Raw genomic sequence first — 17,437 nt, 5'->3', positions numbered from 1 at the left:
TCAAACAAATCACATAAATCATAGTTAAGACTAATTAATCATCCAAATCAAATAAATCCCATAAATCATAGTTATGACTGCAACAGTTCAAGTTAGTCCATCTTCTGTCTTTGTTGTCAGTGGTGGCGCAAAGGGAATCACTGCTCAATGTACTATTAAATTAGCACAACAACAACCTTGTAAGTTTATTCTTTTAGGTCGTTCGGAAATCACTAGAGAACCGGAATATGTACGTGATTGTTTGGAAGATTCCGCTTTAAAAAAACGCATTATGGAAAATTTGATTTCTCAAGGTGAGAAACCAACACCCATGATGGTACAAAAGATATTTAATCAAATCAATTCTAGTCGGGAAATTAAGAAGACTTTAGCAGCTATTGAAGCGACAGGAGGAACGGCTGAATATATTAGTGTTGATGTCACTGATACTGTGAATTTGCAAGCTAAACTTCAAGAAGTTTCTCAAAAAGTTGGTCAAATTACCGGAATTATTCACGGTGCTGGTAACTTAGCAGATAAGTTAATTGAAAAAAAGACAGAAGATGATTTTGAGAAAGTTTACACTGCTAAGGTTCAGGGTTTAGAAAATCTCCTATCTTGTGTCAATCCTCAGCAGTTACAACATTTAGTATTGTTTTCTTCCGTGACTGGATTTTATGGTAATATCGGTCAAAGTGATTATGCGATCGCTAACGAAATTCTCAGTAAATCAGCCCATTTAATGAAACAATATAACCCCAATTGTCATGTAGTGGCAATTAACTGGGGAGGTTGGGATAGTGGCATGGTAACACCACAATTAAAAAAAGCATTTGCAGAACGAGGAATTAGTATTATTCCAGTAGAAGTTGGCACACAAATGTTAGTTAATGAACTACATCCAGCTTATCAAGATCATACACAAGTTGTCATTGGTAGTTCCATGAAACTACCACCTGCTCCTTTAGGTTCAGAACTTCGTAGCTATCGCATTCGCAGAAGAATGACATTAGCAGAAAATCCATTTTTGCATGATCATACAATTGCCGGTTCACCAGTTTTACCAGCAACCTGTGCTAAATCATGGATGGTAAATGGCTGTGAAGAAATTTATCCAGGTTATACATATTTCAGTTGCCAAGACTTCAAAGTTTTAAAAGGAATAACCTTTAATTCTACCTTGGCTAAAGAACATATTCTAGAAATTCAAGAAGTTGCCAAAGTTGATGGTGATTTTGTCGAATTTCAGACCAAAATATTGAGTAAAACTCCCGAAGGTAGAACTCATTATCACTTTAGTTCTCTGATAAAACTGGTAAAAAATATGCCAGAAGCACCCATTTATGAAGCAATGGATCTCAGAGAAGATAATATCGTCACTGATACAGCCAAAGACTTCTATCAAAATGGTGATTTATCCCTATTTCATGGACCAGCTTTCCAGAAAATTACCAAAGTTTTAAATATTAGTCCAGAAAAACTCACAGCCGAATGTTGTTGGCAAGAAATCACAGCCAAAGAACAAGGACAATTTCCCGTAAAATGGCATAATCCTTACATCATTGATTTGAGTACCCAAACATTATGGCTATGGTTAAATTATATCCATAAAGAAGTTTGTTTACCAGGACAATTAACATACTGTGAACAGTATCTAGCAGTACCATTCAACGTCCCATTTTATGTTTCCTGTGAAATCATAACCAAAACCGACACAGGTGCAACCGTGAACTTCATTATCCATGATAGTCAAGGAAAAATCTACTCCAAAATCTTAGGAGCAAAAGCCGTAATTTGGCCAATGAAAATGTTAAATAAAAAGTAAAAAAAATGCAGAATAAATAACATCTCTTCATCCTCTACCTCTGCGCCCTCTGCGTCTCTGCGGTTCGTTTCATTCGTGAATTTTTACCGAATAACAGCGCAAGTTGTTAATCCTTGCCGATTGGGGGAATAGCGTAAATCCTTTTCAGTCACGTCTTATGCCCCAACGAGGATTTTCAAATTGGAAAAAATAGCAATCATCGGGTTATCTTGCCTATTTCCCGATGCTAATAATCCTGAAGAATTTTGGCAGAATCTCACCGCAGAAAAAGATTCAACATCATCTATAACTGTAGCGGATTTGGGAATAGATCCCGCTATATTCTACGATGAAACCAAAGGTAAACCGGAAAAATTCTACTTTCAAAAAGGTGGATTTATCCGCGACTTTAAATTTGATGCCAACGAGTATAACTTACCTGGGGCATTTGTTGAAAGCCTAGATAATACCTTTAAATGGTCATTGTATGCTGCCAAACAAGCCATTGTCCAAAGTGGTTATTGGGGAAATCAAACTGCACTGGCAAAATGTGGCGTAGTTTTAGGAACTTTGGGATTACCAACCAAAGCTTCTAATAGCCTATTTGCTCCTATTTATCAGCAAAATATTGAACCTGCAATTGGTGAACTATTACAGGAAAAAGACTTTCATTTAAGTGGTTCATCAACCTCCACAAAAGTCTCTCCATACAATGCTATGGTTTCCGGTTTACCCGCTGCTATAGTTTCCAAAGCATTTTCTTTATCTGCAACTCATTTCTGTATAGATGCTGCCTGTTCGTCATCATTTTATGCCATTAAATTAGCATCCCATTATCTGCAATCTGGCAAAGCTGATTTGATGTTAGCTGGTGCAATTAGTTGTTCAGATCCACTATTTATCAGAATGTTGTTTTCTGGTATTCAAGGATATCCAGATAATGGCATTAGTCGTCCTCTAGATAAGTCATCACGCGGGTTAATTACCTCCGAAGGAATTGGAATGGTAATGCTCAAAAGATACAGTGATGCTGTGAGAGATGGTGACAAAATCTTGGCAACGATTTGCGGCAATGGTTTATCTAATGATGGTAAAGGTAAGCACCTTCTTAGTCCTAATCCTCAAGGGCAAACTCTGGCATATCAAAGAGCTTATTCAGAGGCTGAACTTAACCCCCAAACTATTGATTATTTAGAGTGCCATGCTACCGGCACTCTATTGGGAGATACCACAGAATGTAACTCAATTGAAGGCTTTTTTAGTCCATATAAAGCAGCACCATTAGTAGGTTCAACCAAAACAAATGTTGGTCATTTATTAGTTGCTGCTGGCATGGTAGGCATAACCAAGACAATTTTAAGTATGTCTCATGGGGTTATTCCTCCAACTATTCATGTGACTCAACCCATAGGTGCTGAAAACAATGTTGTCTCTCCAAAAAACATTGTCAGAACGCCTACGAAATGGCCGAGTCAAGGAACTAAAAGAGTAGCTTTAAGTGCGTTTGGTTTTGGTGGAACAAACTCTCATATCATTTTAGAACAGGGGAAGTAAGCAAATGAATATTCAGCAAAATAAGACTGCAAAAATGGCGATTGTAGGAATGGATGCCTTTTTTGGTGAATGTCAAGAATTAGATGCCTTTGAGAACAGTATCTATGATGGAAAACAGCATTTTGTCACCTTACCAGAATCAAGATGGCATGGTATTGACCAGCAAGAAACTTTACTGCGCGAGTATGGTTTAGAAGCTGGAAAAGTCCCACAAGGAGCGTATATTGATAATTTTGAAGTTGATACTTTAGCTTACAAAATTCCTCCCAATGAAGTTGAAAAAATCAACTCTCAACAACTTTTATTATTAAGAGTTGCTGACCGCGCCCTCAAAGATGCGGGACTTTCACCTAATAGTAACGTAGCGGTAATTATTGCCGCAGATACAGAATTATCTGTACACCAACTCCAGCAAAGATGGAATTCATCTTGGCAAATTAAAGATGGTTTGAATGGGGCAGAAATTGCTTTATCACCAGAAAAAGTTAATCAATTAGAAGGCATTGTTCAAGATAGTATTCATCATCAAGTTGAATTGAGTGAATATCTGAGTTACGTTACCAATATTATGGCTAGTCGGATTTCCTCTTTATGGAATTTCTCTGGCCCATCTTTTACTATTAGTGCCGTCGAAACAGCCGCTTTTAAAGCTTTAGAATTAGCGCAAATGCTGCTAGATACTCATGAAGTAGATGCTGTAGTTGTGGGTGCTGTTGACTTAGCAGGAGGTGTAGAAAATGTCTTGTTGCGAAGTCAATTTGGGACAATTAATACAGGAGTCAATACTTTAAGTTTTGACGAAAAAGCTAATGGTTGGAATGTGGGAGAAGGTGCAGGTGCAGTTGTTCTTAAACGTCATGATACGGCGTTAGCAAATAATCAACGAATCTATGCAGTAATTGATGGTATTAGCATTGGTCAATCTCCCTCAATGGCTGTAGATAGCCATACCATTACCCAAGTCTGTCAACAGGCTTTTCAACAAGCAGGAATTGAACCCACAAAAGTTAATTATTTGGAAGTCTGCGCTAGTGGTATTCCCGCAGAAGACGAAGCCGAAATTAACGGTATTCTTCAAGCTTATCCTGCCGTTGGAGATGGTTTACACTGCGCTATAGGTAGCGTTAAAGCTAATATTGGTCATACCTTCGTTGCGTCCGGAATTGCCAGTTTAATTAAAACTGCACTGAGTATTTATCACAGATATATTCCCGGAACTCCCAATTGGTCTGGTGTGAAAACACCGCAAGTATGGGAAGGTAGTCCTTTCTACGTCGCTACTGAGTCCAGACCTTGGTTTTTGCAAAAAGAGGTCAAATCTCGAATTTCCGCGATTAATAGTATTGGTTGTGACGGTTCTTTTGCCCATATCATCTTATCAGAAGAAACCCAACAACCAGAACGCACCAGCACATATTTAGAATCCAGACCTTTGCATTTATTACCCATTGCGGCAGATGATCAATCTAGCTTATTAGCAGCATTGGATCATTTGCAAGCAACAATTGAAAATGCTGATTCTCTCAAAGATATCGCTAGTCAAACCTTTGTTAAATTTCAACAAAACTCTGACAGCAAATATACACTTTCCCTAACTGGACGCAACCAAAAAGAATTAATCAAAGAAATTAATTCCGCCAAAAAAGGTGTAACTAATGCCTTTGCAAATGGCAAAGATTGGCAAACTCCCATAGGTAGTTATTTCACACCCAAACCCCTGGGTAAAGATGGAGAAATTGCCTTTGTTTATCCCGCTGCTGTTAATACTTATTTAGGAATTGGTCGGAGTCTTTTCCGTTTATTTCCTAAAGTCTTAGATGATGTCATTATCAAAAGTCTTGACGAACGAGCAGCAGATGTTGAAAAACTGGTATTTCCGAGAAGTTTGAGTAAATTGTCAACTCGACAATTAGAAACCCTAGAAAAGAAATTGCTGGATGATTCCTTAGCAATGTTTGAAGCAGAAGTGCTTTTTACCAGATTAATCTCCACAATTATTACCGAGGATTTTCAAATTAAACCTAAATATATTTTCGGATATAGTTTAGGTGAAACTAGCATGATGGTTGCTCAAGGAGTATGGAGCAATTTTTATGAAGTTAGTCATACCTTCAATTCATCAGCTTTATTTGGAGATAGATTATCAGGACCCAAAAATGCTGTCCGTGAGTATTGGGGACTACCAAAAACTGACATAAATCCAGAGAATAAGTTGTGGGCTAACTACGTTCTCATGGCTACTCCAGCCCAAGTTAGAGAATGTTTAAAAAATGAAACCCGTGTTTACCTAACACAGATTAATACCCCAGAAGAAGTATTAATTGCCGGAGAACCAGCAGCTTGTGAACGAGTAATTAAAACCCTGGGTTGTAATTCTTTTCCTGCTCCCTTTGATCATGTGATTCATTGTCAAGCAATGCAATCAGAGTCTCAAGAATTGGAAAAATTATACACTATACCAGCGCAAAAAATACCCGAAATTAAGTTTTATTCTGCGGCTGAATATCAATCAATTGAAATTGAAAGCAACCAAATTGCCCACAATATTGCCACAGGATTATGTCAACAACTCGACTTTCCCCGCTTAGTTAATCGCGTCTATGGTGACGGAGCAAAAATCTTTATTGAAGCCGGTGCTGGTGGTATTTGTTCACGCTGGATAGATAAAAACTTAGGTAATCAAGAACATCTTACCGTATCCCTAAACCGACGGGGTACAGATGATCATAGTTCCCTAATTAAAGCATTAGCAAAATTATTGAGTCATCAAGTAAACTTGAATCTTGCTCCTTTATATAACCTATCCTCAGAAAACACCCAACAGAAAAAAGCTGCACTGAGAAAAGTTACATTAGGTGGTAATTCCATGACTTCTGCAATTTTGAATGCAGAAAATCGCCAAATTTTTGCTAATAACCACAAGCAAACAAATCCTACTCATCAAGAGTATAAAATCATCAATTCCCTACAGACATCGGAGAAAATAGCACCCACAGAAATTTACCCCAAACCCCAACCCAAACCACAGAAAAATACCATGAAAACGATCATGGAGAACGGTTTAGAATTGTCAAAGAAACTAAAATTCTTTGAGTCAACAAAAATCATTAAGCAAAACATAAATCAAGAATCTAGTGGAAAAATTAGCATGAATGATTTAAAAATTGCTCAGTATCAAAACCTGAGTAACAACACTGCGAAATTAACTAAAACGCACACAAGTTTCTTAGCAGCTAGACAAGATTTTAGTCAACAAATGAGCGAAATCATCCAATTGCAACTAGCTTGCGCTCAGAACCTACTAAACGAAGAGAAATAATCCACTTAGTGTTAAGTGTAAAGCTCTTTTTTAACTAACCACAGAGGCACAGAGGACACAGAGGGAAGAAAAAATTGTATTCAGAAATAGCCTGAAAATTACATCGAGATGTAAAAAGATCAACGCTCTTTCTCTGTACCTCTGCGCCTCTGCGTGAGCTAAATTCTTCATTTCACATCCTTCGCTTATAAATTGAGGAATAACTACCGTGACAACAATCGAGACGGTACTAAATAAACATGATAATGGACTAGGTTTTTTTACCTGTAATCATCAAAACCAAATTTGGAAAGGTTCATTAGATTGTGTTAGCTTTGAAAAAAGTGCCATCAAAGATAAACTATTAACATTAGATCAACCTTGTCATATTATTAAAATAGCAGGGAGAATTGGTGCTACTAATGATGGTTATTTAGCACCTAGTGATAATAGTTCATTTGGACAAGCAGAACTTTTAATTTCACTCCCTCCCCTACGATTACAACAACTTGGCGACCCTAGTTTTCTCGCTACTTATGGTGTAAAGTATGCCTATATGACCGGAGCAATGGCTGGGGGTATTGCTTCCGAAGAAATGGTAATTGCTCTGGGAAAAGAGAAAATTTTAAGTTCCTTTGGTGCAGGTGGTTTGCTTCCAGAACGCTTAGAAACCGCAATTAATCGTATTCAAGAAGCATTACCTAATGGTCCCTATGCTTTCAATTTAATTCACAGTCCTAACGAACCAGCTATTGAACGTCGGGCTGTAGATTTATATTTGAAATACGGTGTGAGAACTGTAGAAGCATCAGCATTTTTAGACTTAACTCCTAACATCGTTTATTATCGAGTTGCGGGGTTAAGATTAAATGCAGCTAATCAAATTGATATCAGAAATAAGGTAATTGCTAAAATTTCCCGTCGGGAAGTTGCTACTAAATTTTTGCAACCTGCACCAGAAAGAATTCTCAAGGAATTACTTGAGCAAGGACTCATTACAGAATTGCAAGCCAATTTGGCGAGACAAGTGCCAATGGCTGATGATATTATCGTTGAAGCTGACTCTGGTGGTCATACAGATAATCGTCCTTTAGTATGTCTATTACCTTCAATTATTGCCCTGAGAGACGAAATTCAAGGGCAATATAATTACTCAGTTCCTATTAGAGTCGGAGTAGCTGGAGGCATTGGTACACCAGAATCAGCATTAGCTGGTTTTATGATGGGTGCTGCTTATATAGTCACGGGTTCAATTAATCAATCTTGTGTGGAATCTGGTGCTTGTGAACATACTAAAAAGTTATTAGCACAAGCAGAAATGGCAGATATGACAATGGCTCCCGCAGCCGATATGTTTGAAATGGGAGTCAAATTACAAGTTCTCAAACGGGGGACAATGTTCCCTATGCGAGCGCAAAAACTGTATGAATTGTACCGCACTTACGACTCTATTGAACAGATTCCTCTAGCAGAAAAAGAGAAACTAGAAAAACAAATTTTCCGTAAAAGTCTTGCGGAAGTTTGGGAAAGTGCAGCAGCTTATTTATCCCAAAAGAATCCGGAAAAATTGGGTAAAGCAGTTAACAATCCTAAATTGAAAATGGCTGTAATCTTTCGCTGGTATTTAGGGTTATCTTCTCGCTGGTCTAGCACTGGTGAAAAAGGTCGGGAAGTCGATTATCAAATATGGTGCGGACCAGCTATGGGTGGCTTTAATGACTGGGTGCGTGGTTCATATTTGTCAGAACCTAATCAGCGTCATGTGGTTGATGTTGCTGACCAAATTATGAAAGGGGCAGGGTTTTTATACCGCAGCCACAGTTTAAAAATGCAGGGTTTGCAAATGCCTACTTACTACAGTCAATATCAGCCAATTCCTTCTACATTGGAGAAGTAAAAATGAATTTAAAACAGTCTTATAATGCTGAAAGTATTCAAGCATTTCTAGTTTCTCATCTTGCGGAAGTTGTCGGAGTTGAAACCGTAGAAATTGACGTTGACGAAAACTTAGAAAATTATGGTTTGGATTCTGCTCAAGCCATGATGATTATTAGTAAGTTAGAAGGGTTGCTAGGTTTTAAACCCTCTCCTATTTTACTTTGGCATTATCCTAACATTGCTGCCCTTTCTCAGCGGTTGTCAGAAGAATCAAGTGATGATTCTCAAGTGAAAGATGCAGGTTCTGGGACAAATTCTCCAGTTAGTTTTGCTCCTCCTCTTCTGGATTTAGCTGCGGAAGCTGTCCTCGACCCCACTATTCAGCCCATAGGTACTGCTGTTTCTGTTACTAACCCTAAAAATATCTTTTTAACCGGGGGAACAGGTTATTTAGGCGCTTTCATTATCAAGGAATTACTAGAAGTATCTGACGCAACTCTTTATTGCTTAGTCCGTGCTAGTAATTTGGAAGAAGGTAAAAGCAAATTAGAAAATAATTTGCAACAATATGGCATTTGGCAAGATGAATATAGTAGCCGAATTATCCCTATTACTGGTGACTTAGCACAGCCACATTTGGGGATTAGTGCAGAACAATTTGAAAGTCTAGCGGCTAATATTGATACTATTTATCATAGTGCAGCTTTACTGAATTATGTTTATCCTTACTCAGCATTAAAAACAGCGAATGTTTTGGGTACACAGGAAGTTTTGCGGTTAGCTTGTCAAACTAAAGTTAAGCCAGTTCATTATGTTTCTAGTGTGGCTGTTTTTGAATCAACTGCCTATGCTGGTAAGTTAGTTAAAGAAGATGATGATTTCCATGACTGGGAAGGGATTTTCCTCGGTTATTCCCAAACTAAATGGGTAGCAGAAAAATTAGTAAAAATTGCTGGTAGTCGAGGATTACCTATCACAATTCACAGACCTCCGTTAATTTCTGGAGATAGTAAAACTGGGATTTGCAACACCCATGATTTCATCAATTTGATGATTAAGGGTTGTCTACAAATGGGTTCTTTCCCTGATGTAGATTATATGTTAGATATGTCTCCTGTTGATTATGTCAGTAAATCAGTTGTTTATCTTTCTCGACAAGAAACATCTGTAGGTAAGGCTTTCCATTTACAACATCCTCAACCTGCTTCCTTAAAATCTTTAGTTGATTGGGTACGTTCTTTCGGATTCTCACTGAAGATGATTCCCTACGAAGAATGGCAAGCAGAATTAATTAATAATGTCACATCTCAAGACAATCCTTTATATACTTTGCGGCCATTTTTACTAGAACGTTGGTCAGATGAACAAATCACTATTCCTGATTTGTATTTACAAGCGAGAAGACCAATTATTAGTTGTGAAGAAACTCTAGAAGCACTCAAAGGCAGTTCTATTGTTTGTCCTCCTATTGATTCTCAATTGTTGATGACTTACACATCTTATTTAGTGCAAACTGGGTTCTTAAGTCTTGCTTAATGGTGTTGGCACGGTTTATCCGTGCCTATTTTATTAATACAAACTCACTTTTTTAAAATGAACGTAAAATGTCGAGAAACTGTTTTAATTACGGGTTCAGCTAGTGGTATTGGTTATGAGTTCGCCCGGATTTTTGCTCATGAAAATTATAATCTTGTCTTGGTAGATAGGATGGGAGAAAGACTTAAAATAATAGCTGTTGAACTTGAAGAAGAGTTTGGAATTTTTGTCAAGCCTATTGTTAAAGATTTATCTATATCCACATCTCCAGAAGAAATTTTTACAGAGTTACAACAAGCAGGCATAAAAGTTGATATTTTAGTAAATAATGCAGGTTTTGGTACTTATGGTTTGTTTAATGAAACTAACCTCAATACTGAATTGGAAATGTTGCAGGTAAATTTAGTTTGTTTGACTCATTTAACCAAGTTATTTCTCAGAGAAATGGTTAAACAAGGTCATGGTAAAATCTTAAATGTTTCCTCTGCGGCTGCATTTCAACCAGGTCCTTTAATGGCAGTTTATTTTGCGACTAAAGCCTATATTTTATCTTTTTCAGAAGCGATTGCTAATGAATTAGAAGGTACAGGTGTAACCGTAACTGTTCTTTGTCCAGGTTCTACTACATCCGCATTTCATGAAAGAACCGGAATGGCAGATTCTAAACTGCTGAAGGGTAAAAAGATGATGGATGCGGAAACTGTAGCCCAAATTGGTTATGATGCTCTAATGCAGGGAAAAACAATTGTTATTCCTGGTTTTATGAATAAACTCATGTCCAAATGTGTCAGATTTATTCCTAGGAAAATTGTCACAAAAATTGTGAGAAGTATGCAGGAAGATAAGTAGTTTAGGAGTCAGGAGTTAGCACTTCGGCTTCGCTCAGTGACCAGTTAGGAGTCAGGAGTCAGAATAAGAAAGAAGAAAGACTGGAAAGGGAGTAGAAGAAAAATCTGCTTAATTTTGAATTTAAAAATTTTGGAATTTATTGACTTTTAATTTTCTGCTTTTAATTTTAAATTTACCAACTACATCCTCCACAATCTAAAAAACTACAATCAGCAGCACCACAATCTAGAGAACTGCAATCAACAGCAGCAAAATCAGGAAGGCTACAATCAGCTAAACTGCAATCAGGAACTATATTTAATAATTCAGCACAATTACAACCCAAATCCACACAATCAATCTGGTTAGTATTGAAGAATGAGGAATTTTGAGAAGTTTTTATGGGTGCTTTTTTAGGATTTTGTGCTTCTATTTCTGCGTTTTCTTCTGGTAATTCGGGGGTTTCAATTTGCGCGTGCAAAATTTGATTTGCGTGTTTGCAAGCTATAAATCTTTGTTGCGACTTGATCAAAGCAGCTTTTAACCCATGTTCAGTAATTTGTCGTTTTACATACCCAGAACAAGATTCTCCACCATGTAACACACGGTGGGCGCACCTAAACCCTTTATGGGGGGAAATGTATCTTTGATATCCCGTAATAGCTGTTATACTTATACGGCGGGAAAAACTATCAAATACAGAAGTTTGCATATTTGATGATTAGTTATTATTTTAGTTACCATTGACTAATATTTACTCATAAGATATAGAATATACAGTTTTTGTGTCGAAATGTTAAGGAATATTGCATTTCTCGCAAAACCTGAAGCCCAAGGGGGAATTCCGCCAAAAGTCCGTGATAGGATACTTTGGGAAAATATTTATAATTGGGAGAAAACCTTTGACACTACGGGTTGCTGTTGTTGGTTCTGGCCCAGCGGGTTCATGCGCTGCTGAAACACTAGCTAAAGCTGGAATTGAAACCTATTTATTTGAGCGCAAGCTAGATTACGCCAAGCCTTGCGGGGGTGCTATTCCCCTCTGTATGGTGAGTGAATTTGACTTACCTCCAGAAATTATTGACCGTCGGGTGCGGAAGATGAAAATGATTTCTCCCTCTAATCGTGAGGTTGATATCAATTTGATAAATCAAGATGAATATATAGGAATGTGCCGCCGAGAAGTGCTAGATGGTTTCTTGCGGGACCGGGCGGCAAAATTAGGGGCAAATTTAATTAACGCCACTGTTCATAAAGTTGATATCCCTACCGGCAAGTCTGACCCCTATACAATCCACTACGTTGACCATTCAGGAGAAGGGGTACAGGGAGTTACAAAAACCCTCAAGGTAGACTTAATCGTTGGCGCTGACGGGGCAAATTCCCGCATTGCTAAGGATATGGGTGCTGGAGATTACAATTATGCGATCGCTTTCCAAGAACGCATTCGTCTTCCCCAAGACAAAATGGACTATTACAACGACCTCGCCGAAATGTACGTTGGCGATGATGTTTCTACCGACTTCTACGCTTGGGTATTCCCCAAACATGATCACGTAGCGGTAGGTACTGGCACAATGCACATCAACAAAGCCAGAATCAAACAATTCCAAGCTGGTATTCGCACCCGTGCTTCTGAAAAACTAGCCGGCGGTGAAATCATCAAAATAGAGGCACACCCCATCCCTGAACATCCCCGCCCCCGTCGCGTTGTCGGCCGCATTGCCTTGGTAGGGGATGCTGCTGGTTATGTTACCAAGTCCTCTGGTGAAGGTATTTACTTTGCGGCTAAATCTGGCAGAATGTGCGCTGAAGCCATTGTGGAAGCAGCTAACGGTGGGGCGCGGATTCCCACAGAAGCCGACCTCAAGGTATACCTGAAGCGTTGGGATAGGAAATACGGACTCACCTACAAAGTATTAGACATTCTCCAAAACGTCTTCTATCGTTCCGATGCTACCCGTGAAGCATTTGTAGAAATGTGTGATGACATGGATGTACAAAAGCTAACTTTTGATAGTTATCTTTATAAAACTGTAGTTCCTGCTAATCCCTTCACTCAATTAAAAATTACTGCCAAAACCCTTGGTAGCTTAATTCGTGGTAACGCCCTTGCACCCTAAAGATGGGAAATGAGAGGCCCCGAAATTTATTTCTGGGCTTCTTTTTTTTGGGTGAATAAATTTTTTTTTGCACGCAGAGGCGCAGAGACGCAGAGAGTAAACACAATTTTTATTAGAGGGTATTGGAAACTTTTTCTGTGTTGTATCTAATAATGTTATGCGAATTTAGGGCTATTTGGTCAAGAATATAATCCCGAATCCTATGCTATTTGTTGTTCTGATTTATTGATTAAAGATGAACCGATTGACAATATTATTTATGGGGACACATTAGGAGTTAAAAACGCCAAAAGTAAAAGTAATAATTTCTTACCCCAGGACGGACATCCTGATAAACAATTTCATTATATGTTTGCAAACCCCCCGTTTGGAGTGGAATGGAAACCAGAAGAAGATTTTATTAAAGATGAGTATGAAAGCTTAGGATTTAATGGCAGATTTGGCGCAGGTTTACCACGCATTAATGATGGTTCATTGTTGTTTCTCCAACACATGATTTCCAAAATGCACTCCTCTCCAGAAAATGGCGGTGATGGTTCACGAATTGCCATTGTCTTTAATGGTTCTCCATTGTTCACAGGAGACGCGGGAAGTGGGGAAAGTAATATCCGCCGTTGGATTATTGAAAATGACTGGTTAGATGCGGTTATTGCCTTACCTGACCAGATGTTTTATAACACAGGAATTTTTACTTATATTTGGTTAGTCACCAATAAAAAAAGGTTAAATCGTCAGGGAAAAGTGCAGCTTATTGATGGTACTCACCATTTCCAAAAGATGAAAAAGAGTTTAGGTAATAAGCGCAATGAATTATCACCTGAACATATTACCGAACTGGTGCGACTGTATGGGAATTTTGAGGAGAATGGTATTAGTGAAATTAAAAATGATGGCAAAATAGAAAATCCGATTTGTTCTAAGATTTTTGCTAATCGGGAATTTGGATTTTTAAAGATTACGGTGGAACGTCCATTAAGGTTAAATTTTCAAGTTAGTCCAGAACGTTTAGCTTTACTTTGGGAACAAACAGCTTTTCAGAATTTAGCTACCACTAAAAAGCGCAAAGATGAAAAGGTACAACAATTAGAAATTTTAGAGGGTGAAAATATCCAAACTCAGATTATTGAGGCTTTGCAGAAAATAGATGCAAATAAACTTTACTTGTCCCGTGATGAGTTTGACAAAGAATTAAATCAGGTATTAAAAAAAGCAGGTTTAAATTTAAAAGCACCTGTTAAAAAAGCGATTTTATCAGCATTGGGAGCAGCAGATCCAGAAGCGAAAATCTGTAGAGATAGTAAAGGGAATCCTGAACCAGATAGTAATTTGCGAGACACGGAAATTGTTCCTTTACCCGATGATATTGCTTTACCTTTACCTTTAGATTATGGCAAGGATACGAGTGCAGATGAGTTAGTTAAGTTAGTCAAGGAACATTGTCAGGAGTATTTGAAAAAGGAAGTTTTACCCCATGTTCCAGATGCTTGGATTGATTTTGATAAGACTAAGGTAGGTTATGAAATTCCCTTAAATCGGCATTTTTATGTATATCAGCCACCCCGTGCGTTGGATGTAATTGAGGATGATATTAAGGCGTTAGAGTCGGATATTATGGCGATGTTAGCGGAAATAGTTTAAGGACTAAAATAGAAATATAGAGTTAGGAGATTTTCAAATTATGCAAATTACAATTGATTTACCAGATAATTTAACAGATAAAATACCCGATGAATGGGGTAATTTATCCCAAAAAATCTTGGCTAATCTTGTATTAGATGCTTTTAAAGATGGCTTGATTAATTTTGATGAGATGAAAGATATGCTCAACTTTTTTTCTGAGACTGATTTCCAGGAATTTTTAAAGCAAAAAAATATGCTTCATTCTCAGGGGATACTTAATTTATATGGTGCTTGTGCTGATATTGAGTTTAAGGAAGATGATCTAGGAATTTCTGATGATATGGATGATGATTTAATTGGGGTGTTTGATGAGTAATAATTCTTTGATTTATTTACTAGATACGAATGTATGTATCATGTATCTCAAGGGTAGATCCCTTAGTATTAATCGTTATATTGACAATCTAGAGGTTGATAAAATTGCAGTCTGTTCTGTGGTGAAAGCTGAGTTATTTTATGGATCTATGAGGAGTAATAACCCTCAAAAAAGTTTGAAGATTCAAAAATCATTTTTACAGCAGTTTGTATCTTTACCCTTTGATGATTCTTGTGGAGAAATTCATGGTAAGATTCGGGCTGATTTAGCAAATACTGGAACTCCTATTGGTTCAAATGATATCCAAATTGCTGCTATTGCTTTAGCGAATAATTTAATATTAGTGACTCATAATGTGAGAGAGTTTAGCAGAACTGAAGGGTTAAAAATTGAAGATTGGGAGGGGGAATAATGGGTAATTATCAGGGTTATCAAAAGTATAAAGATTCTGGTGTTGAGTGGCTGGGTGATATTCCAGAACATTGGGAAGTTAAACGGTTTAAGTTTTTACTATCTGAACCTTTTAAATATGGTGCAAATGAAGCAGCAGAAATAGATGATCCAAATTTGCCCCGATACATAAGAATTACCGATGTAAAAGACGATGGAAATTTAAGAGATGATACTTTTCGTTCTTTACCTGAAGAAATTGCAAAAGATTATATTTTAGAAGAAAGTGATATTTTATTAGCTCGTAGTGGTGCAACAGTCGGGAAAACTTTTATTTATCGTAAATCTTGGGGTAAGGCTGCTTATGCAGGATACTTAATTCGTGCGCGTGTTTCTGGTCAAAATAATAGTGATTTTATTTATAAATTCCTTCAATCAAAACTTTATTGGGATTGGGTTAAAAGTATTTTTATACAAGCAACAATACAAAATATTAGTGCTGAAAAATATAGTAATCTATTTATTACAATTCCTCCACTAAATGAACAAGAAAAGATCGCTCAATTTCTCGACTATAAAACCAAACAAATAGACGAACTCATCAAAAAGAAAGAAACCCTCATTGAAAAACTCGACGAAAAACGCACCGCCCTCATCAGTCACGCTGTCACCAAAGGACTAAATTCAAGCGTACCAATGAAAGATTCTGGTATTGAGTGGCTGGGTAATATTCCTGAACATTGGGATGTACGTCATGTAAAAAGAGTTGCAGATATTTCTTATGGTGTGGGAGGTGAAATAGATCGAAGTCTTACTGAAGGTATTAATTTACTTTCTCTTCCCAATGTTACACGAGATGGAAATTTATTAGTAGATGAATATGGTTTTTGTGAACTTAGTGACTTTGAAAAAGTAGGACTTATTCTCCAAAAGGGCGATTTATTATTTAATTGGCGAAATGGAAGTTCATCACATTTAGGTAAAACAGCTTATTTTGATTTAGATGGTGAATGGACTAATGTTTCGTTCTTACTTAGAATAAGATTCAATATGTCTCAATTCTGTTCTAGATATTTTCAATATATGTTAAATGGCTTGAGAATAACTGGATTTTTTATGGTTTCAAAAGCAGGAGTCAATAATACATTTAATCTGAATGAACTAAGTAATTTAAAAATTATCTGTCCCGTACACTCTGAACAAAAACAAATTGCCGAATATTTAGATCAAAAAACAACCCAAATTGACATACAAAAAGCCAAAATCAAACAAGCTATAGAACTATTAAAAGAATATCGCACCTCCCTAATTACCAACGCCGTCACAGGTAAAATAGATGTAAGCCAAGTTGATATTCCCTAACCCCAGAAAACACAACCCTAAAAAGGATAATCACAATGAGTACAGAATATCACATCAAACTTATTCAAACAGGAAACACCCAAACCTTAACCATCCCTCCAGAATTAACTCTATCAACAACAGAAGTAATTATCAGAGAAGATAATGGAAAACTAATTATAGAACCCTATAAGAAAAAATCTCTCCTAGAAACCTTTTCCACCTTAGATGACATAGAAGAAGATTTCCCCAATGTTGATGAAGGATTATTACCCTTAGATGATATTGAATTGTAAAAATGTCTTATTCATACTTGCTCGACACCAATATACTCTCTGATTTTGTCAAACACCCAACAGGGAGAATTTTTTCTCAAATTAAAAATGTGGGTGAAGAAAAAATTTGTACCAGTATTATTGTAGCTTGTGAATTACGATTTGGCGCAGAAAAAAGCAATTCATTCCGATTAAAACAACGAATTGAACTAGCTTTTAGCATGATTCCTGTATTACCATTAATGGCAGATATAGATCATAATTATGCCACAATTCGTACACATTTAGAACGTCAAGGAACTCCCATTGGTAGTAATGACTTATTAATTGCTGTCCATGCGTTGACATTAAATCTAACTGTTGTTACCGCCAATGTCCGTGAATTTTCTCGCATTCCTAATTTAAAAGTAGAAAACTGGCTCAACCCCAATTAAC

At 37.2% G+C, this 17,437-nt stretch carries 13 protein-coding genes and 1 pseudogene; 13 read left to right on the top strand and 1 reads right to left on the bottom strand.

The window, feature by feature from the left end:
- The first annotated feature begins 73 nt into the window (after window positions 1–73).
- The 6 genes from FJR11_RS02870 (at window position 74) to FJR11_RS02845 (ending at window position 10,898) form a co-directional block, all read left to right on the top strand.
- Complete coding sequence (locus tag FJR11_RS02870; RefSeq protein WP_168502224.1) at window positions 74–1,804, top strand: SDR family NAD(P)-dependent oxidoreductase; 1,731 nt, start codon at window positions 74–76, stop codon at window positions 1,802–1,804.
- Between the two features lie 180 nt (window positions 1,805–1,984).
- A complete protein-coding gene (locus FJR11_RS02865) occupies window positions 1,985–3,337 on the top strand; it encodes a polyketide synthase (RefSeq protein WP_168502223.1) in 1,353 nt (450 codons plus the stop codon).
- A 4-nt stretch (window positions 3,338–3,341) separates the two neighbouring features.
- Window positions 3,342–6,656, top strand: coding sequence for a type I polyketide synthase (locus tag FJR11_RS02860; RefSeq protein ID WP_168502222.1), 3,315 nt, complete (start codon window positions 3,342–3,344; stop codon window positions 6,654–6,656).
- Window positions 6,657–6,864: 208 nt separating this feature from the next.
- Window positions 6,865–8,532 carry a PfaD family polyunsaturated fatty acid/polyketide biosynthesis protein gene (locus tag FJR11_RS02855; RefSeq protein WP_168502221.1) on the top strand — a complete coding sequence of 556 codons (1,668 nt, stop codon included), beginning with the start codon at window positions 6,865–6,867 and terminating at the stop codon, window positions 8,530–8,532.
- Window positions 8,533–8,534: 2 nt separating this feature from the next.
- Window positions 8,535–10,049, top strand: coding sequence for a thioester reductase domain-containing protein (locus FJR11_RS02850; protein WP_168502220.1), 1,515 nt, complete (start codon window positions 8,535–8,537; stop codon window positions 10,047–10,049).
- A gap of 57 nt (window positions 10,050–10,106) precedes the next feature.
- Complete coding sequence (locus FJR11_RS02845; protein WP_168502219.1) at window positions 10,107–10,898, top strand: SDR family oxidoreductase; 792 nt, start codon at window positions 10,107–10,109, stop codon at window positions 10,896–10,898.
- A gap of 172 nt (window positions 10,899–11,070) precedes the next feature.
- On the opposite strand, the gene yidD is transcribed toward FJR11_RS02845, so the two are convergent.
- Window positions 11,071–11,589, bottom strand: coding sequence for a membrane protein insertion efficiency factor YidD (gene yidD, locus FJR11_RS02840; protein ID WP_168502218.1), 519 nt, complete (start codon window positions 11,587–11,589; stop codon window positions 11,071–11,073).
- Window positions 11,590–11,779: 190 nt separating this feature from the next.
- On the opposite strand from yidD, the gene chlP reads away from it, so the two are divergent.
- The 7 genes and pseudogenes from chlP (at window position 11,780) to FJR11_RS02805 (ending at window position 17,436) form a co-directional block, all read left to right on the top strand.
- Window positions 11,780–13,000 carry a geranylgeranyl reductase gene (gene chlP / locus FJR11_RS02835; protein ID WP_168502217.1) on the top strand — a complete coding sequence of 407 codons (1,221 nt, stop codon included), beginning with the start codon at window positions 11,780–11,782 and terminating at the stop codon, window positions 12,998–13,000.
- Window positions 13,001–13,174: 174 nt separating this feature from the next.
- Window positions 13,175–14,638 (top strand): annotated as a pseudogene (locus FJR11_RS02830) (class I SAM-dependent DNA methyltransferase); the annotation flags it as partial.
- Window positions 14,639–14,678: 40 nt separating this feature from the next.
- Window positions 14,679–14,996 (top strand): hypothetical protein, encoded by a 318-nt coding sequence (locus FJR11_RS02825; RefSeq protein ID WP_168502216.1) that lies wholly within the window; start codon window positions 14,679–14,681, stop codon window positions 14,994–14,996.
- Window positions 14,989–15,408 carry a type II toxin-antitoxin system VapC family toxin gene (locus FJR11_RS02820; protein ID WP_168502215.1) on the top strand — a complete coding sequence of 140 codons (420 nt, stop codon included), beginning with the start codon at window positions 14,989–14,991 and terminating at the stop codon, window positions 15,406–15,408. Before FJR11_RS02825 ends, FJR11_RS02820 begins: the two co-directional genes overlap by 8 nt.
- Window positions 15,405–16,748 (top strand): restriction endonuclease subunit S, encoded by a 1,344-nt coding sequence (locus FJR11_RS02815; protein ID WP_371417443.1) that lies wholly within the window; start codon window positions 15,405–15,407, stop codon window positions 16,746–16,748. Before FJR11_RS02820 ends, FJR11_RS02815 begins: the two co-directional genes overlap by 4 nt.
- Before the next feature lie 35 nt (window positions 16,749–16,783).
- Entirely contained in the window at window positions 16,784–17,023 is a 240-nt protein-coding gene (locus FJR11_RS02810) for an antitoxin (RefSeq protein WP_168502213.1), read from the top strand.
- Window positions 17,024–17,025: 2 nt separating this feature from the next.
- Window positions 17,026–17,436, top strand: a complete 411-nt coding sequence (locus FJR11_RS02805) for a type II toxin-antitoxin system VapC family toxin (RefSeq protein WP_168502212.1) — start codon at window positions 17,026–17,028, stop codon at window positions 17,434–17,436.
- Window position 17,437: the final 1 nt, after the last annotated feature.

The organism is Anabaena sp. UHCC 0187 (genome assembly GCF_009712035.1).
In the GTDB taxonomy this organism is placed as follows: domain Bacteria; phylum Cyanobacteriota; class Cyanobacteriia; order Cyanobacteriales; family Nostocaceae; genus Dolichospermum.
The sequence above is the reverse complement of the archived record's forward strand: the minus strand, read 5'-3'. Positions and strand labels throughout refer to the sequence as shown.

Bases quoted from the DNA above. Each gene is read 5' to 3' on its own strand.
- FJR11_RS02850 (WP_168502220.1), top strand. From the start codon at position 8,535: ATGAATTTAAAACAGTCTTATAATGCTGAAAGTATTCAAGCATTTCTA.
- FJR11_RS02845 (WP_168502219.1), top strand. From the start codon at position 10,107: ATGAACGTAAAATGTCGAGAAACTGTTTTAATTACGGGTTCAGCTAGT.
- FJR11_RS02860 (WP_168502222.1), top strand. From the start codon at position 3,342: ATGAATATTCAGCAAAATAAGACTGCAAAAATGGCGATTGTAGGAATG.
- FJR11_RS02820 (WP_168502215.1), top strand. From the start codon at position 14,989: ATGAGTAATAATTCTTTGATTTATTTACTAGATACGAATGTATGTATC.
- yidD (WP_168502218.1), bottom strand. From the start codon at position 11,589: ATGCAAACTTCTGTATTTGATAGTTTTTCCCGCCGTATAAGTATAACA.
- FJR11_RS02825 (WP_168502216.1), top strand. From the start codon at position 14,679: ATGCAAATTACAATTGATTTACCAGATAATTTAACAGATAAAATACCC.
- FJR11_RS02810 (WP_168502213.1), top strand. From the start codon at position 16,784: ATGAGTACAGAATATCACATCAAACTTATTCAAACAGGAAACACCCAA.
- FJR11_RS02805 (WP_168502212.1), top strand. From the start codon at position 17,026: ATGTCTTATTCATACTTGCTCGACACCAATATACTCTCTGATTTTGTC.
- FJR11_RS02870 (WP_168502224.1), top strand. From the start codon at position 74: ATGACTGCAACAGTTCAAGTTAGTCCATCTTCTGTCTTTGTTGTCAGT.